At 74.5% G+C, this 19,259-nt stretch carries 17 protein-coding genes; 6 read left to right on the plus strand and 11 right to left on the minus strand.

The features are described 5' to 3' along the window. Positions 1-214 precede the first annotated feature (214 nt). The 3 genes from ACIA5F_RS24600 to trpS all read right to left on the minus strand — a co-directional run bounded on the left by ACIA5F_RS24600 (position 215) and on the right by trpS (position 2,980). On the minus strand, positions 215-1,126 hold the full coding sequence (locus tag ACIA5F_RS24600) for a YihY/virulence factor BrkB family protein (RefSeq protein WP_399356437.1): 912 nt from the start codon (positions 1,124-1,126) through the stop codon (positions 215-217). Positions 1,127-1,295: 169 nt separating this feature from the next. Next, the gene (locus ACIA5F_RS24605; protein WP_399356439.1) at positions 1,296-1,883 is read right to left on the minus strand and encodes a 2'-5' RNA ligase family protein; all 588 of its coding nucleotides are present in this window, start codon (positions 1,881-1,883) and stop codon (positions 1,296-1,298) included. Between the two features lie 83 nt (positions 1,884-1,966). After that, positions 1,967-2,980 (minus strand): tryptophan--tRNA ligase, encoded by a 1,014-nt coding sequence (trpS, locus tag ACIA5F_RS24610; RefSeq protein ID WP_399356441.1) that lies wholly within the window; start codon positions 2,978-2,980, stop codon positions 1,967-1,969. Positions 2,981-3,211: 231 nt separating this feature from the next. On the opposite strand from trpS, the gene rocD reads away from it, so the two are divergent. Next, positions 3,212-4,417, plus strand: coding sequence for an ornithine--oxo-acid transaminase (gene rocD, locus ACIA5F_RS24615; RefSeq protein ID WP_399356443.1), 1,206 nt, complete (start codon positions 3,212-3,214; stop codon positions 4,415-4,417). Between the two features lie 74 nt (positions 4,418-4,491). On the opposite strand, the gene ACIA5F_RS24620 is transcribed toward rocD, so the two are convergent. Together ACIA5F_RS24620 and ACIA5F_RS24625 are read right to left on the minus strand one after the other, a co-directional pair. Next, the gene (locus ACIA5F_RS24620) at positions 4,492-5,688 is read right to left on the minus strand and encodes a glutathionylspermidine synthase family protein (RefSeq protein ID WP_399356445.1); all 1,197 of its coding nucleotides are present in this window, start codon (positions 5,686-5,688) and stop codon (positions 4,492-4,494) included. 17 nt (positions 5,689-5,705) lie between these two features. Continuing rightward, on the minus strand, positions 5,706-6,014 hold the full coding sequence (locus tag ACIA5F_RS24625; RefSeq protein ID WP_399356447.1) for a hypothetical protein: 309 nt from the start codon (positions 6,012-6,014) through the stop codon (positions 5,706-5,708). Positions 6,015-6,217: 203 nt separating this feature from the next. Here ACIA5F_RS24625 and ACIA5F_RS24630 point away from each other — a divergent pair, with 203 nt between their 5' ends. Continuing rightward, positions 6,218-7,081, plus strand: a complete 864-nt coding sequence (locus tag ACIA5F_RS24630; protein WP_399356576.1) for a hypothetical protein — start codon at positions 6,218-6,220, stop codon at positions 7,079-7,081. A gap of 97 nt (positions 7,082-7,178) precedes the next feature. Further along, the gene (locus ACIA5F_RS24635; protein ID WP_399356449.1) at positions 7,179-7,703 is read left to right on the plus strand and encodes a carboxymuconolactone decarboxylase family protein; all 525 of its coding nucleotides are present in this window, start codon (positions 7,179-7,181) and stop codon (positions 7,701-7,703) included. 304 nt (positions 7,704-8,007) lie between these two features. Here ACIA5F_RS24635 and ACIA5F_RS24640 read toward each other — a convergent pair whose 3' ends face one another. From ACIA5F_RS24640 to ACIA5F_RS24650, 3 genes are all read right to left on the minus strand, one after another. Beyond that, complete coding sequence (locus ACIA5F_RS24640; RefSeq protein ID WP_399356450.1) at positions 8,008-8,997, minus strand: malate dehydrogenase; 990 nt, start codon at positions 8,995-8,997, stop codon at positions 8,008-8,010. A gap of 354 nt (positions 8,998-9,351) precedes the next feature. Beyond that, positions 9,352-9,912, minus strand: a complete 561-nt coding sequence (locus ACIA5F_RS24645; protein WP_399356452.1) for a DUF3017 domain-containing protein — start codon at positions 9,910-9,912, stop codon at positions 9,352-9,354. Then, positions 9,902-10,762, minus strand: coding sequence for a bifunctional methylenetetrahydrofolate dehydrogenase/methenyltetrahydrofolate cyclohydrolase (locus ACIA5F_RS24650; protein ID WP_399356454.1), 861 nt, complete (start codon positions 10,760-10,762; stop codon positions 9,902-9,904). Before ACIA5F_RS24650 ends, ACIA5F_RS24645 begins: the two co-directional genes overlap by 11 nt. Before the next feature lie 248 nt (positions 10,763-11,010). Here ACIA5F_RS24650 and ACIA5F_RS24655 point away from each other — a divergent pair, with 248 nt between their 5' ends. Next, on the plus strand, positions 11,011-11,628 hold the full coding sequence (locus ACIA5F_RS24655) for a hypothetical protein (RefSeq protein WP_399356456.1): 618 nt from the start codon (positions 11,011-11,013) through the stop codon (positions 11,626-11,628). A 120-nt stretch (positions 11,629-11,748) separates the two neighbouring features. On the opposite strand, the gene purH is transcribed toward ACIA5F_RS24655, so the two are convergent. Then, positions 11,749-13,311 carry a bifunctional phosphoribosylaminoimidazolecarboxamide formyltransferase/IMP cyclohydrolase gene (purH, locus tag ACIA5F_RS24660; RefSeq protein ID WP_399356578.1) on the minus strand — a complete coding sequence of 521 codons (1,563 nt, stop codon included), beginning with the start codon at positions 13,309-13,311 and terminating at the stop codon, positions 11,749-11,751. Positions 13,312-13,412: 101 nt separating this feature from the next. Beyond that, positions 13,413-14,036, minus strand: coding sequence for a phosphoribosylglycinamide formyltransferase (gene purN / locus ACIA5F_RS24665; RefSeq protein WP_399356458.1), 624 nt, complete (start codon positions 14,034-14,036; stop codon positions 13,413-13,415). A 360-nt stretch (positions 14,037-14,396) separates the two neighbouring features. On the opposite strand from purN, the gene ACIA5F_RS24670 reads away from it, so the two are divergent. Then, on the plus strand, positions 14,397-15,053 hold the full coding sequence (locus ACIA5F_RS24670) for a hypothetical protein (RefSeq protein ID WP_399356460.1): 657 nt from the start codon (positions 14,397-14,399) through the stop codon (positions 15,051-15,053). Between the two features lie 141 nt (positions 15,054-15,194). Here ACIA5F_RS24670 and ACIA5F_RS24675 read toward each other — a convergent pair whose 3' ends face one another. Continuing rightward, complete coding sequence (locus ACIA5F_RS24675; RefSeq protein WP_399356462.1) at positions 15,195-16,898, minus strand: DUF6350 family protein; 1,704 nt, start codon at positions 16,896-16,898, stop codon at positions 15,195-15,197. A gap of 242 nt (positions 16,899-17,140) precedes the next feature. On the opposite strand from ACIA5F_RS24675, the gene ACIA5F_RS24680 reads away from it, so the two are divergent. Continuing rightward, positions 17,141-19,093: a helix-turn-helix domain-containing protein gene (locus ACIA5F_RS24680; protein ID WP_399356464.1), complete on the plus strand. Its 1,953-nt coding sequence runs from the start codon at positions 17,141-17,143 to the stop codon at positions 19,091-19,093. The last annotated feature ends 166 nt before the right edge of the window (positions 19,094-19,259 follow it).

Below are 19,259 nucleotides of genomic sequence, written 5' to 3' on the forward strand. Positions count from 1 at the left end.
GGGGGGGGGGGGGGGGGGGGTGGTGGCCGGGTGGGGGGCCCCCCCCCCCCCCCCCCCCCCCCCCCCCCCCCCCGCCCCCCCACACCCCGCCCCCCCCCCCCCCCCCCCCCCCCCCCGGCACCGGCCCCCCACCCCCAAGCCCCCGCCCCGCCAAGGCCAAACCGGACCCGCCCAAGGCCCGGCCAGGGCAACGGCAAGGCCAAGCCCCGGCCCGCTACCCCCGCGCCGCGCCCGCCGCCGCGCCCGGCTCCGGCTCCGCCCCCGCCCCCGCCGGAGGCCCGTCGCGGGTCGCCGTCCACGCCGCCGCGTACAGCAGCAGCTTCGCCGTGAAGTTGATCCACAGCAGCAGGGCGATCGGCACGCCGAACGCCCCGTACATGCTCTTCGCGGCCACCTCCCGCATGTAGCCGCTGAGCAGCAGCTTCAGCAGCTCGAAGCCCACCGCCCCGATCAGCGCCGCCTGGATCAGCCGCCCGCGCGGCGGATCGACGCCGGGCAGCAGGGTCAGGACGTACAGCAGCAGCAGAAGCCCGGCCAGCACGCCGACGGCGAACGCGCCGCCCCGCAGCAGCAGCCCGCCCGCGCCGTGCTGCGGAACGCCCAGCCACCCGCCGAACCGGCCGACCGCGCTGGAGCCGATCACCGACGCCCCCGCGGAGGCCAGCCCCGCGCCGCCGAGACCGAGGAGGACCAGCGCGTCCTTGCCCTTGCGGACGAAGGGGTTGCCCTGGTCCTCGTCGTCCTTGTCCCACACCGCCCGCAGACAGTCCCGCATCGCGCCGACCCACCCGATGCCGGTGAACAGCAGGACGACACCGGCGACGAGCCCGACCGTGCCCGCGTTGGCGACGAGCCCTTCGAGGTCGAGCTGGTCGGAGATGCCGGGCACCTGCTGGGCGAGGTTCTTCTGGAGCCGGTCCAGCTGGTCCTGGGTGAGCAGCGCCGCGCCGACCGCCGCGGCCACGGTGATCAGCGGGAAGAGCGCGAGGAAGCTGATGAAGGTGATCGCGGCGGCGAGCCTGGTCCAGTGGACCCGCTCCAGACGCTCGTACGAACGCCACGCGTGGGTCCGCAGCAGACGGGCCGCCGCCGGCCCGATCACCGGGAGTTTTGTCAGCCAGTCCATGGGCTCACCGTAAATCAGCTGCCGGAAATAGCCGGGATTTCCACTTTCGGGCACTACGGTCGTCGATTGTGACTTTTCGTCCGAAGCCCCGCCCGTTCCATGCCCTGATCCTGCGAAGGATCGGATTCCGGCTCAGGTTCCGCGCCCGTCCGCTCCGCGGGTCACGGGGTCAGGACCGCCGTACGGCCGGCTCGTCGACCGGGGAGCCCGGCTGTGCCGGGACGCCGGTCGGGCCCGTCCCGAACGGGTACTCGCACAGTTTGCGCCAGACTCCGTCCGAGCCCTGCTCGTAGAGCGCGAAGCCCTCGCACGCCCACTCGGCGGCGTACCCGGCGAGGTCCTCGAAGGCCAGGTCCATCGCCGCCTCGGAGATCGCGTGGGCGACCGTGACGTGCGGGTGGTACGGGAACGCCAGCTCGCGGCCGAGCGGCCCCCGCGCGTCGCGGACCTGGCCCTGGAGCCGGGTGCAGCCCACCGCCCCCTCCACGACCTGGACGAAGACGACCGGCGAGAGCGGGCGGAAGGTTCCCGTGCCCGCCAGCCGCATCCGGAAGGGCCGGAAGGCCGCGGCGACCTCGGTCAGGTGGGCCCGGATCTCCGGGAGCCGGTCCACGGTGGCCTCGGTGGGCGGCACGAGGGTGACGTGCGTGGGGATGCAGTGCGCGGCGGCGTCCCCGAAACCGGCGCGCCGCTCCTGGAGCTGGCTGGCGTACGGCTCCGGGACCGCGATCGAAACGCCGAGCGTGACGGTCCCCACGTGTCTCTCCTCCGTCTGTGTGCGTGGAATGCTGCCGCCCAGTGTGGCGGCAGCACCACCGGATCGCCAGGGGCTCCGGCGCGTCAGTGCTTGGCGGGCAGGAAACCGAGGCGGTCGTACGCCTGCGCGAGCGTCTCGGCCGCGACCGCGCGGGCCTTCTCCGCGCCCTTGGCCAGCAGGGAGTCCAGGGTCTCCGGGTCGTCCAGGTACTCCTGGGTGCGCTGCTTGAACGGTGTGACGAAGTCGACCATCACGCCGGCCAGGTCGGTCTTCAGCGCGCCGTAGCCCTTGCCCTCGTACGCCGCCTCCAGCGCGGGGACCGTCTCGCCGGTCAGGGTGGAGTAGATGGTGAGGAGGTTACTGACGCCGGGCTTGTGCTCCGGGTCGAAGCGGATCTCGGAACCGGTGTCGGTCACCGCGCTCTTGATCTTCTTCTCGGTGGCCCTGGGCTCGTCGAGGAGGTTGATCAGGCCCTTGGGCGAGGACGCGGACTTCGACATCTTGATCGCCGGGTCCTGGAGGTCGTAGATCTTCGCGACCTCCTTGACGATGTGCGCGGCGGGCAGCGTGAAGGTCGGGCCGAACCGCTGGTTGAACCGCTCGGCCAGGTCGCGGGTCAGCTCGATGTGCTGGCGCTGGTCCTCGCCGACGGGGACCGCGTTCGCCTGGTAGAGCAGGATGTCGGCGACCTGGAGGATCGGGTACGTGAAGAGGCCGACGGTGGCGTTGCCGACGCCGCCCTTGGCCGACTTGTCCTTGAACTGGGTCATCCGGCTGGCCTCGCCGAAACCGGTGATGCAGTTCATCACCCAGCCGAGCTGCGCGTGCTCGGGCACGTGGCTCTGGACGAAGAGGGTGCAGCGGTCGGGGTCGAGCCCGGCGGCGAGCAGCTGCGCGGCGGAGAGACGGGTGTTGGCGCGGAGGTCCTTCGGGTCCTGCGGCATGGTGATCGCGTGCAGGTCGACGACCATGTAGAAGGCGTCGTGCGTCTCCTGGAGGGCGACGTACTGGCGAATGGCTCCGAGGTAGTTCCCGAGGTGGAACGAACCGGAGGTGGGCTGGATACCGGAGAGCGCGCGAGGACGGTCAGAAGCCATGTCCTCATTCTCTCAGGTGCGGCGCCCGGGTCGGCCCCGCACCTGCCGGGACGCCACGCGCGAGGTTTCCGCGTCCCTCATCCGAGCGAGATAGAAGGCGGGACAGAATGTGACGCCACCCTCGCCACCCTCGTCATCCACCTCACCCGGACCTCACCGGCCCGCCGGACACCACCGCGACGGTTCGGTGGCGTGCCGGACCACCGTTCGGACGGACGAAACGGAGACCCCGTGTCGACAACTGATCGCGCCATCCGCTCCGCCGACGCGCACAGCGCGCACACCTACCACCCGCTGCCCGTCGTCATCACCTCCGCGGAGGGCGCCTGGGTGACCGATGTGGAGGGCCGCCGGTACCTCGACATGCTCGCCGGGTACTCGGCGCTCAACTTCGGCCACGGCAACCCCCGCCTGCTGAACGCCGCCCGCGCGCAGCTGGAGCGGGTCACGCTCACCTCGCGCGCCTTCCACCACGACCGCTTCGCCGACTTCTGTTCCGCCCTCGCCGACCTGTGCGGCAAGGAGATGGTGCTGCCGATGAACACGGGCGCGGAGGCCGTGGAGACGGCGGTGAAGACCGCGCGCAAGTGGGGGTACGAGGTCAAGGGCGTCCCGGACGGGCACGCCAAGATCGTGGTCGCCGCCGGCAACTTCCACGGCCGGACCACGACCGTCGTCTCCTTCTCGACGGACCACGAGGCCCGCGACCACTTCGGCCCGTACACGCCGGGGTTCGAGATCGTGCCGTACGGGGACCTCACCGCCCTCGACGCGGCCGTCACGCAGAACACCGTCGCCGTGCTGCTGGAGCCGATCCAGGGCGAGGCGGGGGTGCTCGTACCGCCCGCCGGGTACCTGCGGGGCGTACGGGAGCTGACGCGCGAGCAGAACGTCCTCTTCATGGCGGACGAGATCCAGTCGGGGCTGGGGCGGACCGGCCGGACCTTCGCGTGCGACCACGAGGGCGTCGTCCCGGACGTGTACGTCCTGGGCAAGGCGCTCGGCGGCGGTGTCGTGCCGGTGTCGGCGGTGGTCGCCGACACCGACGTGCTCGGGGTCTTCCGGCCGGGCGAGCACGGCTCCACCTTCGGCGGGAACCCGCTGGCCTGCGCCGTCGCCCTGGAGGTGATCGCGATGCTCCGGACCGGCGAGTACCAGCAGCGCGCCACCGAGCTGGGCGAGCACCTGCACCACGAGCTGGGCCTGCTGGCCGGCGGGGGCGCGGTGACCGCCGTGCGCGGGCGGGGGCTGTGGGCGGGCGTGGACATCGACCCGGCCCACGGGACGGGACGGGAGATCTCCGAGCGGCTGATGGGGCGCGGGGTGCTGGCGAAGGACACCCACGGCTCGACGATCCGGCTCGCCCCGCCGCTGGTGATCGGCAAGGAGGACCTGGACTGGGGGCTGGACCAGCTCCGGGCGGTCCTGGCGGGGTAGTGCAGGCCGTTCGCCCGCCCGCCCGGCTACGGGCGGGCGGGCGAACGGCCTCAGCGGCTCAGCGGCTCAGCGGCTCAGCGGATGACGTGGGGCAGGAAGCGGGCGTACTCGTCCGTGACCGGCCCCGCCGATTCGCGGATGCCGAGCCCCGCCGCCTCGTCCTCGACGACCCACGCGCCGAGCACCACCCGGTTGCCGTCGAAGTCCGGCAGCGGGGCCAGGCCCTGGTAGCAGTACCGTTCCCCCTCCCGCGGGGCGGACGGCTCCGTACCGCCCGGCTCGTGGAGGGTGACCCCGGCGCCCTCGCGGCCCAGCAGGGGCTTGACCACGTAACCGGTCGAACCGGGCTCCGCCAGTTCGCGCGGGCCGTCGAGGTAGGCGGGCAGCAGGTTCGGGTGGTCCGGGAACAGCTCCCACAGGATCGCCAGCAGCGCCTTGTTGGAGAGCAGCATCTTCCACATCGGCTCGATCCAGCAGGTGGTGCCGGAGCCGCCGCCGTGGTCGTAGCCGTCCAGGACCTGCGGGCCGAACGCGTCCGTGGCGAGCCACTCCCACGGGTAGAGCTTGAAGCAGCTGCGGATGAAGCGCAGCCGCTGGTCCACGAACCGGCCGGAGAGGCTGTCCCAGCCGATCTGTTCGACGGACAGGGCCTCGGTCTCCAGACCGGCCTGCTCGGCGGTCTCCTGGAGGTAGGCCACCGTCATCAGGTCCTCGCCCAGCTCGTCGGCCTCGGAGTGCGCGAAGTGCAGCGGACCGGGCGGCAGCAGCTCGGCCTGGCGGCGCCACGCCTCCACCAGGCGCTCGTGGAGGGAGTTCCACTGGTCGGCGCCGGGGAATCGGTCCTCCATCCAGAACCACTGCGGACCGGCCGCCTCCACGAGGGAGGTGGGCGTGTCCGCGTTGTACTCCAGCATCTTGGCCGGGCCCGTGCCGTCGTAGCGCAGGTCGAAGCGGCCGTACAGGGAGGGCTGCTCGGCCCGGCGCCGCCAGGACTCGGCGATCAGCCCGGCCAGCCCCGGGTCCGTGATGCCGAGGTCGGCGAATCGATTCTGCTCGACGATGTGCGCGGCGGCCGCCAGGCACATCGCGTGCAGTTCCTCCACGACGTTCTCCAGCGCCTCGACCTCGGGGAGCGAGAAGGAGTAGTAGGCGCTCTCGTCCCAGTAGGGGCGCAGCGAGTCGTCGGGGTAACGGGTCAGGGGGTAGATCAGCCCCTGCTCCTCGACGGTCCGCTGCCAGTCGGGGCGGGGTTCTATGGTGTGCCGCTGCATCGGTCTGCCCGGTCCCCTCAGCCGCCGCCGCTGCCGGACGTGCCCTTGCCCAGGCCGCCGCGGGTGACGGCGGGGGCGGTCTTGTCCTCGAAGCTGCCGCCGGTGACCTTGCCGTTCACGACCCGGCCGCCGTAGTAGGTCGAGCCCCCGCCGCCGCTCCTGCACTCCTTGCTGTTCAGGTGGTCCAGCGTGGCGCGCGAGGCGCAGCGCTTGTCGGGCTCGTCGCTGCTGCCGCAGGCCACGAGTGTGGCCGCGAGCAGGCCCATCCCGCCGAGCGCGACGGTGGCGGAGCGCATCCGGCGCTGGTTGGTGCTGCTGCTGTCCATGTCTTGCCGTTCCCCCTCATGACGTACTGCCGACAGAGTAGAACGGGGCCCCGGGCCGACGGAATCCAGCCGTGGTGAGGAGAACCGGTCCGTACGGCGCGACCGGAGGGGTTCCCCCGCCGCCCGGCAGCCGCCGCACCGGGTTCCACCGGGTCTCGTCGCACCTCACCGCACGGCACTAGAGTCGGCGCGTGTTCGTCGGAATGGTGTGCGCGCTGGGGGCGGCGGTCTGTTTCGGGACGGCCTCGGTGTTCCAGGCGGTGGCGGCGCGGGCGGCCGAGCCGGGGACCGGGTCCGGGGTGGACGCCGCGCTCTTCCTGCGGGCCGCGCGGCAGTGGCGCTACCTGCTCGGTCTCGGGCTGGACGCGGCCGGGTTCGTCCTCCAGATCGTCGCCCTGCGCCGGCTCCCGATCTACGTGGTGGGGGCGGCGCTGGCCGCGAGCCTCGCCGTGACGGCGGTGGTCGCGGCGCGGCTGCTGCGGGTGCGGCTCTCGCGTACGGAGTGGGGCGCGGTGGCGGTGGTGTGCGCGGGGCTGCTGATGCTGGGGCTGGCCGCCGGGGCGGAAGGGTCCCGGCCGGGGTCGCTCGCGCTGAAGCTGGGGCTGCTGGGTGTGGCGGGGCTGGTGCTGCTGGTGGGGGCGGTGGCGGGCGGGCTGCCGGACCGGGCGCGGGCGCTGGTCCTGGGGCTCGCGGCGGGGACGGGCTTCGGGGTGGTGGAGGTCGCGGTCCGGCTCGTCGACGGGCCCGGCCTCGGCAACCCGGCCCTGTGGGCGCTGCTGCTGGGCGGCGGCGCGGGGTTCCTGCTGCTGACCTCGGCCCTGCAACGCGGTTCGGTGACGACGGCCACGGCCGGGCTGGTCCTGGGCGAGACGGTCGGCCCGGCGGTGGTCGGGGTGGCCTGGCTCGGGGACCGGACCCGGGAGGGGATGGCCTGGACGGCGGTACTGGGCTTCGCGGTGGCGGTGGCCGGAGCCCTCGCCCTCGCCCGCTTCGGCGAACCCCCGGCCCCTGCGATCCCTGCGATCCCTGCGGCCCCGGCCCCCGGGCCGCCCTCGGGCGGCTCCTGATCCTGCGTCATCTCAGGTTGACGGTCCGGGAAATGACCCGGAATCCGATATGCGGAAGGACCGCGTCCGGGGGCCGCGTCCGCCGTAGGCTCGGACCATGGCGATGACCGACGAACACCCGCACACGCACACCCGGACCGACGCGCACGCACCGGAGCACACCCCGCGCCTGCACATCGCGAAGCTCGCCCCCGAGGTCTACCGGGCCGTCCTGGCCCTGGAGACCGCCGCGAAGAAGGGCCTGGACCCGGCCCTGGTCGAGCTCGTCAAGATCCGCGCCTCGCTGCTCAACCACTGCGCCTACTGCCTCGACATGCACACCAAGGACGCGATCGCGGCCGGGGAGAGCGTCGAGCGGATCGTGCTGCTCAACGCGTGGGAGGAGTCGCGGCACTTCTACACCGAGAAGGAGATCGCCGCGATCGAGCTGACCGAGGCGATCACCGTCCTGACGGACGGTTTCGTGCCCGACGAGGTGTACGAGAAGGCCGCGCGCCACTTCGAGGAGCGCGAGCTGGCCCAGCTGATCTCCGTGATCGCGACCATCAACGTCTGGAACCGGTTCGGCGTGAGCACCCGCATGGTGCCGGGCCACTACACCCCGGGCACGTACAAGGACTGACCCACCGGCGGACACCCGGCCGGAACGGACGGGAAAGGGCCCCGGGGGCCCCCGCGCCGCCCCCCGGGGCCCCCCCGGGGGGCGGGGGGGGGCCGGGGGGGGGTCCGGACCCGCCCCGGGGCAGCCGGCCCCGGCCGCGCGGCCGGGGGGGCGGCCGCCCCCCCCCCCCCCCCCCCCCCCCCCCCCCCCCCCCCCCCCCCCCCGCCCCCCCCGCCCCCCCCCCCCCCGCCCCCCCCCCCCCCCCCCCCGGGCCCCCTCCTCTTCGTACGGTGAAGCTCCGTGCGGTGGAACGGAACCGGCCGGGTCAGAGCAGGCCGAGCTCGCGGACCGCGTCGCGCTCCTCCGACAGCTCCTGCACGGAGGCGTCGATGCGGGTGCGGGAGAACGCGTTGATGTCCAGGCCCTGGACGATCTCGTACGTGCCGTCCTTACAGGTGACGGGGAACGAGGAGATCAGGCCGGCCGGGACGCCGTAGGAGCCGTCCGACGGGATGCCCATGGAGGTCCAGTCGCCCTCGGCGGTGCCGTTGACCCACGTGTGGACGTGGTCGATGGCGGCGTTGGCGGCCGAGGCGGCCGAGGACGCGCCACGGGCCTCGATGATCGCGGCGCCGCGCTTGGCGACGGTCGGGATGAAGGTGTCGGCGAGCCACAGCTCGTCGTCGACGACCTCGGCGGCGTTCTTGCCGGCGATCTCCGCGTGGAAGATGTCCGGGTACTGGGTCGCCGAGTGGTTGCCCCAGATGGTCAGTCGCTTGATGTCGGAGACGGCGGCACCGGTCCGGGCGGCCAGCTGCGAGATCGCGCGGTTGTGGTCCAGGCGGGTCATCGCGGTGAAGCGCTCGGCCGGTACGTCCGGGGCGGCGGCCTGCGCGATGAGCGCGTTGGTGTTGGCCGGGTTGCCCACGACCAGGACCTTGATGTCGTCCGCGGCGTGCGCGTTGATCGCCGCGCCCTGCGGCTTGAAGATGCCGCCGTTGGCGGAGAGCAGGTCACCGCGCTCCATGCCCTTGGTGCGCGGGCGGGCGCCCACGAGCAGCGCGACGTTGGCGCCGTCGAAGCCCTGGTTCGGGTCGTCGAAGATGTCGATGCCGGCGAGCAGCGGGAAGGCGCAGTCGTCGAGCTCCATGGCGGTGCCCTCGGCGGCCTTCATGCCCTGCGGGATCTCCAGGAGCCGGAGCTTGACCGGCACATCCGCGCCGAGCAGGTGACCGGAGGCGATGCGGAAGAGCAGCGCGTAGCCGATCTGGCCGGCGGCGCCGGTCACGGTGACATTCACGGGAGTGCGGGTCATGGCCTTCTCCGTTAGACAGCGGGCGGTGGGGCGTCCCTGCCCCATGTGCTGGGCCCCAAGTGCGGGGAGGACGCCGCTCCTCTGTCCTGTGAATCTTGACGTGAAGAGACATCCGCGGTCAGGCTATCCGACCCGGACGGGAGCGGGTCCCCCGGCCGGTGTGGTGCATGGCACACGGGCCGGGAGTTCGAAGGCGGACCGGGGGTGTCCGCCCTGCATTCCGCGCCTTCCAGGGGCCTTTCGGGCCACTCCACGAGGAAGATCCGGCCCCTTCGGTGTCCTTCCACGGACTTGACATACGCCCCGGCCACCCGCCGCCCGCCGCCCGCCGCACCGGCCCGGCGGAGGGGGTCGTCAGCGGACGGTGAAGCGCAGGGCGCTCTCCAGGAACGGGATCTCCAGCCACGGCTTGGGCTCCATCACCAGGGCGAGCAGCGTGATCGCCACCCCCAGCAGCCCGTACGTGATCATGTCCGTGAAGCGGGAGCGCACCGCGAGCATGCCCACCGAGGGCAGGACCCGCCGCATCACCGCGCCCGCGATCAGGGCCACACCGATCAGGAGGCAGCCGATCCGGGCCTGCCCCAGCGCGGTGACCAGCAGCCCGGCCGCGGTCGCGGCGAGCACGCTGAGCATCGGCCACTGGCGGGCGGGCGCGGGCGCGCCCCCGGCCGCGGCACGGCCCCCGCCCTCGGGGCGGGCCGTGCCCTGGGTCAGGGAGGGGAACCGCCGCGACCCCCCGGCCCCGGCCCCGCTCGCACGCTTACTCGCACGGGTGCCCGCCCGGGCACCCGTACCGGCGCCGGGCGCGGACCTGGCCTTGGCGGAGCCGCTGCCGGTGCCGGATTCGCCGCCGCCGCTGCTGGTGCCCGGTGCGCCCTCGGTTCCGGGCTCCGCGCCGGGATCAGCCTGCACTGGGGGTCCGTTCGGCCGCCTCGACGACGTTGACGAGGAGCTGGGCCCGGGTCATCGGGCCGACGCCGCCCGGGTTCGGGGAGATCCACCCGGCCACCTCGGCGACGCCGGGGTGCACGTCGCCGACGATCCTGCCGTTCTCGTCCCGGCTGACGCCCACGTCGAGCACGGCCGCGCCCGGCTTCACGTCCTCCGGCTTGACCAGGTGCGGCACACCGGCCGCGGCGACCACGATGTCCGCCTGGCGCAGCAGCCCGGAGAGGTCGCGCGTACCGGTGTGGCAGAGCGTCACGGTGGCGTTCTCGGACTTGCGGGTCAGCAGCAGGCCGATGGAGCGCCCGACGGTGATGCCGCGGCCGAGGACGACGACGTGCGCGCCGTCGATCGCGACCCCGTGGTGGCGCAGCAGCTCCACGATCCCGTACGGGGTGCAGGGCAGCGGGCCCGGCTCGCCCAGCACCAGCCGGCCGAGCGACATCGGGTGCAGGCCGTCGGCGTCCTTCTCCGGACTCATCAGCTCCAGCACCCGGTTGGTGTCGATGCCCCGGGGCAGCGGGAGCTGGACGATGTAACCGGTGCACGCGGGATCGGCGTTGAGTTCCCGCACCACCGCCTCGATGTCCTCCTGCGAGGCGGTGGCGGGCAGTTCGCGCTGGATGGAGGCGATGCCGACCTCCGCGCAGTCCCGGTGCTTGCCGTTGACGTACCAGCGGCTGCCCGGATCGTCGCCGACCAGCAGGGTGCCGAGGCCGGGGGTGATCCCCCGGGCCTTGAGCGCCGCCACTCGGGCGGTCAGTTCGGACTTGATCGCGGCTGCGGTGGCCTTGCCATCGAGAATCTGGGCGGTCATGTCCCCATCCTCCCGGATGAGGTGGCCCCGGTTCCAGTCGCGGGGCGGTCGCGGGGGACGAGCCGGACAGTTCATTGCACTTGCACAACAAGTGACCGGCGGTTCGCGCCGCCGCTGGACAAGCCCGTACCGGTCGGACCACGATGACCGAAAGAGTGCCGCGGGCAGTGCCGGGGGGCGTACCGCAGATCCTGTTGTTCCTCCGCGCGTGCCGTGCGTCCCCGCACTTCCACGGAGGAACACCGCAGATGAGCTTCGGCGACCCGAACAACCCCTACGGTCAGCAGCAGCCCCCGGCCCCTCAGGGCCAGCCCGGCTACGGCTACCCGCAGCAGCCCCCGCAGGGCACCCCGCCGCCGCAGGGCGGTTACGCCTACCCGCAGCAGCAGGCTCCGCAGGGCTACCCGGGCTACCCCGGCGGCCCCGCCGGTTTCCCGGGTGCGCCGCTGCGGATGCCGGGTCTGCTGAGGACCGCCCGTGTGCTGCTGTTCGTCATCGGCGGCCTGCAAATCCTCCTCGGCCTCCTCATGTGCGTCGGCGCCGCCGTGATATCGGGCTCCACCGGGACGGAGGGCATCGGGTCGGGCCTCACGGGCGCCCTGCTCGTCGGCATCGGCCTCGTCCTCGTCGTCTCCGGCGGGCTGGCCGTCTTCCTCGGCGCCAAGTTCGCCAACGGCGGCAACGGCATCCGGATCACGACGATCGTCTTCGGCGCGCTCGGCGGCCTGAGCAGCCTCAGCAACTTCGCCGGTGGCTCCTCGGGCGCCGCGGCCGGCGGGGGCATCAGCGTGGCCGTATCCTGCATCATCCTCGCCTCGGTGGTCACCGGCCCCGGCGCCGCCTGGTTCAAGCGCCCGCGCCACTGACCCGCACACCGGCCCACCGGCGGCGTGTGCGGACCGTACGTCCCACGCCCGCCCCGTTCCACGGCGAAGGCCGCGACCCGCGCTGCTGCGGGTCGCGGCCTTCGCCGTCACGGCCGGGGCTCAGTGGAAGAAGTGCCGGGTCCCGGTGAAGTACATCGTCACGCCCGCCTTCGCGGCGGCCTCGATCACCTGCTCGTCACGGACCGAACCGCCCGGCTGGACCACGGCCTTGACCCCGGCCGCCGTCAGGATCTCCAGCCCGTCCGGGAAGGGGAAGAAGGCGTCGGACGCGGCGTACGAGCCCTGCGCGCGCTCGGCGCCCGCCCGCTCGACGGCGAGCTTCGCCGAGTCCACCCGGTTGACCTGGCCCATGCCGACGCCGACCGAGGCTCCGCCCTTGGCGAGCAGGATCGCGTTGGACTTGACGGCCCGGCAGGCCCGCCAGGCGAAGGCCAGCTCGGCCAGTTCCCCGGCGGAGAGCGCCTCGCCGGTGGCGAGGGTCCAGTGCGCCGGGTCGTCGCCCTCGGCCTGGCCCTTCCCCTTCTCGAACGTGTCCGAGTGCTGGAGCAGCACGCCGCCGCTGATGGGCTTGAGGTCGCCCGGCTGGTGCGGGGTGCCGTCCACCTTCAGGACCCGGATGTTCTTCTTCCTCGCCAGGACCTCGACCGCGCCGTCCTCGTAGGCGGGGGCCGCGATGACCTCGGTGAAGATCTCCGCTACCTGCTCGGCGAGTTCGACGGTCACCGGACGGTTGACGGCGATGACGCCGCCGAAGGCCGACAGCGGGTCGCAGGCGTGCGCCTTGCGGTGCGCGGCGGCGATGTCCTCGCCCTCACCGGCGACGGCGATGCCGCACGGGTTGGCGTGCTTGATGATCGCGACGCAGGGCTCGTCGTGGTCGTAGGCGGCGCGGCGGGCGGCCTCGGTGTCCACGTAGTTGTTGAAGGACATCTCCTTGCCGTGCAGCTGCTCGGCGTTGGCGAGCCCGCCCGGCTGACCGTCGGTGTAGAGGGCGGCGGCCTGGTGCGGGTTCTCGCCGTAGCGCAGGTTCGTCTTGCGCTCCCAGGCCCCGGCCAGGAACTCGGGCAGCACGGCCTCCGGCTCCGGGGCGTAGGAGCCGGTGAACCAGGAGGCGACGGCCACGTCGTAGGCGGCGGTGTGCTGGAACGCCTCGGCGGCGAGCCGCTTGCGCGCGGTCAGGTCGAAGCCGCCGCCCTGGGCCGCGGCGAGCACGTCGGCGTACCGCTCGGGGCTGGTCACGACCGCGACGGAGGGGTGGTTCTTGGCGGCGGCGCGGACCATCGACGGGCCGCCGATGTCGATCTGCTCCACGCACTCGTCGGCGGTGGCACCCGACTGGACGGTCGCCAGGAAGGGGTAGAGGTTGACGACCACCAGGTCGAAGGGCTCGACGCCCAGTTCGGCGAGCTGGTTGCGGTGGTCCTCCAGGCGCAGGTCGGCGAGGATGCCGGCGTGCACGCGCGGGTGCAGGGTCTTGACCCGGCCGTCGAGGCACTCGGGGAAGCCGGTCAGCTCCTCGACCTTGGTGACGGGCACCCCGGCCGCGGCGATCCTCGCGGCGGTGGAGCCGGTGGAGACGAGCGCGACGCCCGCCCCGTGCAGGCCGCGGGCCAGCTCCTCCAGACCCGTCTTGTCGTAGACGCTGACCAGCGCGCGCCGGATCGGACGCCGGGTCGACGTGGGATCGGCGGCCTCGGCGGCGGTCTCGACAACAGTCTTGACGACGGTCTCGACGGCAGCCTGTGCGGCGGTCTCTGCGGCGCTCACTGGATTGTTACCTTTCGTCCCTCAATGCGGTAGCCGTGCCGGGCCAGGCGCCCCACGACATCGACGAGCAGCTGACGCTCGACTTCCTTGATGCGCTCGTGCAGAGCGGCTTCTTCCTCCCCGTCCCGCACCTCGACCGCGCTCTGGGCGATGATCGGGCCGGTGTCCACCCCGCTGTCCACGAAGTGGACGGTGCAGCCGGTGACCTTCGCGCCGTAGGCGAGGGCGTCCCGGACGCCGTGCGCACCGGGGAAGGCCGGGAGGAGGGCGGGGTGGGTGTTGACGATCCGGCCGCCGAAGCGGCCGATGAACTCCGCGCCCACGATCTTCATGAACCCGGCGGAGACGACGAGGTCCGGCGCGTGGGCGGCCGTCGCCGCGGTGAGGGCGACATCCCACTCCGCGCGGTTCGCGTACGCCCCGACCGGGCAGACGAAGGTGGGAATCCCGGCTTTCTCCGCGCGCTCCAGACCGGCGATGTTCTCCCGGTCGGCTCCCACGGCGACGACTTCGGCGCCGAAGCCCTCGGGTCCGTCGGGGTGGGCGTCGATGGCGTCGAGCAGGGCCTGGAGGTTGGTGCCGGAACCGGAGACCAGCACGACCAGGCGGGAGGCGGCCATGGGAGGCCCTTTCTCAAGGGAATGCGGTGTTCGTCTTGTGCGGTCATACGAAACTCCGGGGTACCCGTATACGGGGAACCCTACGAAGCCGCCGACCGCCTGCAACGATACCGGCACACCGGACGGCCCCCGAGGGACGGGGGGACGCCCGAGAGGTAGCGTCTGGCATACAAGCCGCAAACAGGCAGCACCCGGTCCCGGCCGGTCCCGTTCCGCGCCAGCGCGGCCCGGAAACTCACGGGACCCGCCGTACCCACCGCACCACCCGCCGTACCGCTCGCCGTACCGCTCGCCGTACCGCTCGCCGTACCCGCCACGACGTCCCCGGACGTTCTTGACACAGGGGAAGAAACGCACCCGATGCCGGACCGCCGTCAGCCCGACTCCTCCACCGACGACCCCGCCGACAACCCCTTCGCGGCGCCCCCGGAAGGCCGGCCCGACCAGCCGTGGCAGCCGCGCAGCGGCGGTGACGGCGGGGGCGGGGGCGGCAACGGCCCGAAGGGGCCCGGCAGCCAGGGCGGCCCGGCGCGCTGGGACCCGACGGACCCGCTCCAGCGCCGGGCCCGCTACGCGATGCTGGCCGGCATGTGGGGCTTCTTCTTCGGGATCTTCGGCATCCCGTCGGTGGGACTGCTGCTGGGGGCGCTCGCCCTGTACTGGGGGATCAGCGCGCTCCGGGGACGGCCCGCGGACGCCAAGGACACCGCCGCCGCCCCGGCCGCCAAGGCCACCGCGAGCGCCCCGGCCACCGGTGCCGGAAAGGCCCCGGCGGCCCGGGGCGGGCCGGCCTCGATGGGCGCGGCGGCCCGGCCCCAGCGCACGGCGGCCGTCAGCGGCATGGTCACCGCCTCGCTGGCGATCCTGCTGGCCCTCAGCTCGTACGCCCTGCAGATCGTCTACAAGGACTTCTATGTCTGCCGCGAGGACGCCCTCACCACGTCGGCGGAGCTCCAGTGCAACAGCCTGCTCCCGGACAACTACATCGGGAAGACCCTGAAGGTCCAGAAGTCCTGACGGTCCGGAGCGACGCCAGGAAGTGACCCCCGGGAACCGCCACGAAGTGGCCCCGGCCGCACCGCGCGGCCGGGGCCACTTCCGTGTTCCCTCCCCCTCTTTCCCCTCTCCCCTCCCTGTTTCGCTCGCCCCGCTCCCCGCTCAGGCGGGCGGCTTCCGCCGGGCCATGACCCGGGCACCCGCCACGGGCGGTACGGGTGGCCCCGGGGCCGGAGCCGGGACGGACGTGCGGTCCGGAGTCGGATCGGGGCCCGGGGCCGGGGGCCGGTCCTCGTTCGGGTGCGGGCTGAACGCCGGTACGACGGTCACCTGACGGAGCGATTCCGGCGGCCCGGCCGGGACCGCCGCAGCACCGGTGCCGGAGGCAGGTTCCGGGTCGGGGCCGGGGTCGGGGTCCGGGTCGGGAGTACGTACGGGGCCGGACGCGGGCCCCGGCACCTGAGCCGGGGCCGGACCCGATGTGCGGTCCGGGGTGCGGTCCGGGGTGCGGTCCGGGGCCGGGGGGAAGTCCGGGATCAGGGTGCCCGCCGCCTGGCGCAGCGCCGCCCAGCGGAGCTCCCGTACGCCCGTGTCGTGCCAGTCCTCGGCCGCGTCCGGGGCCTCCGGGCCCCTCGCCGGACGGGTCCGCCAGGCGTGCACGGTCACCGCCACCGGCACCGCGAGGAGCAGCGTCCAGGCGAGCGCCGCCGCCCCGGTGGCCCACCAGACCGGCCCGAGGACCGCCAGGTCCCGCGTGCCCAGCGGCCCCGCCGAGGCGGCGGCGAGCCCGGCCATGACCAGCGCGCACACCAGGGCGCCCAGGGCCGCCGTGAGCGCGGTCTCCCCGTACGGGACCTCGCGCGCCCGGCGTACCGCGAGCCAGCCCACCGCCAGCCCGGCCACCACCGGGACCACGGCCGCCGCCCAGGTCAGCGGGGTTCCGGGCCCCTCGGGCGGGAGCGCCGCCAGCAGCGGGAACCGGGGCAGGGAGGGCGAGCCGCCGAAGCCGAACGGGGTGGCGGCGGCTCCGGGGCCGAGGGTGAAGCCGGGGCCCAGCGCGTAGGCGGCGCCCCAGACCATGGCGTTCGGGACCAGGGTGAGCGCGAGGAGCAGGACCGCGAACCGGCCCGACCACACCCCGGTCAGCGCCAGGAACGACGCCTGGGCCTCCGCGCCGTGCCACGCCAGCGAGGCTCCGACGAGCAGCGCGCCGCCGCCCAGGAGGACGAGGGCTCCGCCCGCCCCGGCCCGCAGCGCCAGCGCGTAACGGGGGCGCGTGATGTGCCTTCGCACGCCCCCTGGAAACCAGGACGGCAGCGGCCCGAGCGGACGCCCCCGGGCCATCCAGACCCCGCCTGCGGAGGCGAGCACGGCGACGAGGGGGACGTGCCAGGCCGCGCTGAGCGGGTCGGCGGGCATGGGGCCACCGGCCGCGTACACCGTGGCGAGGGCCCCGACGGCCAGATATCCGCAGATCACGGCGGAGATGACGGCGCCGGCCGGCAGTCCGCCCCGCTCGGCGCCCCCCGGTCCACCGGGCCCGCCCGGTGCGCACCGCCGCGCCGGTCCGTGCGGCGCGTACGGCTCGCACTCCGGCGCCTTCTCCCCGCCGGAGGCACAGCCCAGCCGGGCGGCGCGCCAGATGAGCAGCACGGGGAGCGCGACGAGCAGCAGCGGTGTCACCCCGACGGGCGCGGGCACGCCGGACAGGGTCTCGTAGCGCACCAGCTCCGTCCCGTGGGCGAGCAGCCAGAGCCCGGCGGCGAGGTGCAGGGCGCCGCCGGGGCCGCTGTCGGGGTAGGGGGAGCTGATCCACAGCACGATGACGAGGACGGCGAGGGAGCCGAGCCCCAGTCCGGCGGCCACGGCGCCGCCCACCACACAGGCGGCGGCTGCGGGTGAACGGCCCCGCCCGCCGGGTCGCGGGGCCGCTGACGACGGGGTCCCGCGTTCGGTCATTTGGGTCACCCCGTCATGGTGCCAACGACACGCGCTATGGACGCGTAACAGGCAAATGTCCGTGGTGTCGCCCAATATACGTTTATGTACTTTATTGCTCAGGGCCGCCGTCCGGTCCGTCACGTCTGCCGGGTCGCGGGGAGTGTGGCATGACACACGGCGACCCGGAGCTGAGCCTCCCCTCCCCGAAGGAGCGCCGCGGACTGCGTGAAGCGGCGGCCCTGACGCATGAGGAGATCGCGGCGGAGGTGGGCGTCACCGCGTCCACCGTCCGCTCCTGGGAAACCGGGCGCACCGACCCCCGGGGCCGCAAACGCGAGGCCTACGCGAGAATCCTCTCCCGCCTGGCGGCCTCCTCCCCCGCCCCCGCGGACCCGCCTGCGAGCACCACCGCCCCGCCCCCGCCGACCACGGCGCCCCCGGCCCCGGCCGCCCCCTCCTGGGCCCGGGCGGCCCCGGCCAGGCCCCGCTGGGTCCCCGCGGTCCCGCCCCCGCCACCGTCCCGGGGCCCCGGGGCCCCGCCGTCCCGGGGCCCCGCCGCCCCGTCCTGGGCCCCGCCCACCACGGGCCCGGCCACGGCTCCGGCTCCTGCTGCGGGCGGGGTTCCGGCCGGGGGCCCGGCCGGGCAGGCCCCGCCGGGCACCACGGGCACCACGGGCACCACAGGCAGCACAGGCACCACAGGCAGCACGGACGCGTCCGGGCAGGGCCTGGGCGTGGCCGCAGCCGGGACCGCCGCCGGGACCGCGCCCAGGGCCGGGGTCCTGCGGGCCTTCACGGGCGGCGGACAGGGCCGGGCCGGGAGCCCCAGCACCCGGCCCAAGGCCGCCGTCAAGCGGGCCGCGAAGCCCCCGGTCGCGCTGACCCGGCACGAGGCCAAGGCCGCCGTCAAGGCGGGTGGCGGCGGCCTCGCCACCCTCGGCCCCGGCACCACCGACCCGCTGGACACCGCCACCCGCACCACCGGGGGCACGGACAGCACCCCGAGCACGGGGAACACCCGGGGCACCGGGGGCACCACCGGCTCCGGCAGGTTCACCGCTCCCCCGGGCTCCCCCGGGCACCCGGACACCTCGGGCGCCTCGGACCCCTCAGGCCCCACTGGCAGCCGTAAAGACTCTGCCCCCGGCACCCCTCCCGAGCCCCCTGGGCCTTCCGGGACCCCGTCCGCCGGCCCGGCCCCCGGCCCGACGACCGACCCGGCGGCCGGACCGGCGGCCGGACCGGCGGTCCCCGTAGCCCCTGTAGTCCCCTTGGGGCTCGTCGACCCCATCGAGCCCACGGACCCCAACGACCCCGTCGCGGCCTTCGACGCCCTCTACGCCTGCGCCGCGCCCTCCCTCACCCGCCAGGCGTACCTGCTGACCAGCCGCCGGGCCCTCGCCCGGGAGGCCGTGGAGCGCGCGTTCCACCACGCCTGGGCGCACTGGCCCGAGGTGGCCACCGACCCGGACCCGGTGGGCTGGGTGCGCGCGGCCACGTACGAGTACGCGCTCTCGCCCTGGCACCGGCTCCGGCGCGCGCACCGGCGGCCCGACGAGCCTCCCGCCGAGCCCGCCGACCGGATTCTCCTGGACGCCATGCTCGCGCTGCACCCCGTCCACCGCCGTACCGTCCTGCTCTACGACGGCATCGGCCTGGACCTCCCCGACACCGCCGCCGAGACCGAGGCCACCACCTCCACCACCGGCAGCCGTCTCCTGCACGCGCACGCCGACCTGGCCGACCTGATCCCCGATCTGGCCGACGCACCGCCCGCGACCCGGTCCGCGCTGCTGCGCGACCGGTTCGGCGCGCTGGTACCGCCCGTGCCGCTGGTCCCCCGCCCGGCGGCCGTCGTGCGCGGCGCGGCGGAGCAGCGCACGCGGCTGTGGACCCGGGCGGTGCTCGGCCTGACCGCGATGATCGCCGTCGCGACCACCTACACCCTCTCGACCGCGCCCACCAAGTACGACCCGCCGCCCGCCCCGGGCGCGAACGTCTCCGGCGTCCCCCCGCACAGCGGCCCGCAGCGGCTCACCGAGGAGAGCCGGCAGCTCCACGACAAGCTGGACGCGGACCCGGCCGCCGGTCCCCGCCGCATCACCCCCAGGATCGAGTGACCCGGCACCCGAAGAACCGGTCCTCCGGGCGGAAACGGAGAACGGGCGTGGGGGGCCCCCCCCCCCCGGGGGGGGGGGCCCCCCCCCCCGCCGCCCCCCCCCCCGCCGCGGCCCGCCCCCCCCCCGCCCCGCCCCCGGCCCCCCCGGGCGGCCCGGGCCGTGTCGA

It is taken from the genome of Streptomyces sp. NPDC051567, from assembly GCF_044454165.1.
GTDB lineage: Bacteria > Actinomycetota > Actinomycetes > Streptomycetales > Streptomycetaceae > Streptomyces.

Excerpts from the sequence above, each read along its gene's own strand:
- ACIA5F_RS24600 (WP_399356437.1), bottom strand. The coding sequence starts at position 1,126 with ATGGACTGGCTGACAAAACTCCCGGTGATCGGGCCGGCGGCGGCCCGT.
- trpS (WP_399356441.1), bottom strand. The coding sequence starts at position 2,980 with ATGGCTTCTGACCGTCCTCGCGCGCTCTCCGGTATCCAGCCCACCTCC.
- ACIA5F_RS24620 (WP_399356445.1), bottom strand. The coding sequence starts at position 5,688 with ATGCAGCGGCACACCATAGAACCCCGCCCCGACTGGCAGCGGACCGTC.
- ACIA5F_RS24625 (WP_399356447.1), bottom strand. The coding sequence starts at position 6,014 with ATGGACAGCAGCAGCACCAACCAGCGCCGGATGCGCTCCGCCACCGTC.
- ACIA5F_RS24630 (WP_399356576.1), top strand. The coding sequence starts at position 6,218 with ATGGTGTGCGCGCTGGGGGCGGCGGTCTGTTTCGGGACGGCCTCGGTG.
- ACIA5F_RS24635 (WP_399356449.1), top strand. The coding sequence starts at position 7,179 with ATGGCGATGACCGACGAACACCCGCACACGCACACCCGGACCGACGCG.
- ACIA5F_RS24640 (WP_399356450.1), bottom strand. The coding sequence starts at position 8,997 with ATGACCCGCACTCCCGTGAATGTCACCGTGACCGGCGCCGCCGGCCAG.
- ACIA5F_RS24650 (WP_399356454.1), bottom strand. The coding sequence starts at position 10,762 with ATGACCGCCCAGATTCTCGATGGCAAGGCCACCGCAGCCGCGATCAAG.
- ACIA5F_RS24655 (WP_399356456.1), top strand. The coding sequence starts at position 11,011 with ATGAGCTTCGGCGACCCGAACAACCCCTACGGTCAGCAGCAGCCCCCG.
- purN (WP_399356458.1), bottom strand. The coding sequence starts at position 14,036 with ATGGCCGCCTCCCGCCTGGTCGTGCTGGTCTCCGGTTCCGGCACCAAC.
- ACIA5F_RS24670 (WP_399356460.1), top strand. The coding sequence starts at position 14,397 with ATGCCGGACCGCCGTCAGCCCGACTCCTCCACCGACGACCCCGCCGAC.
- ACIA5F_RS24680 (WP_399356464.1), top strand. The coding sequence starts at position 17,141 with ATGACACACGGCGACCCGGAGCTGAGCCTCCCCTCCCCGAAGGAGCGC.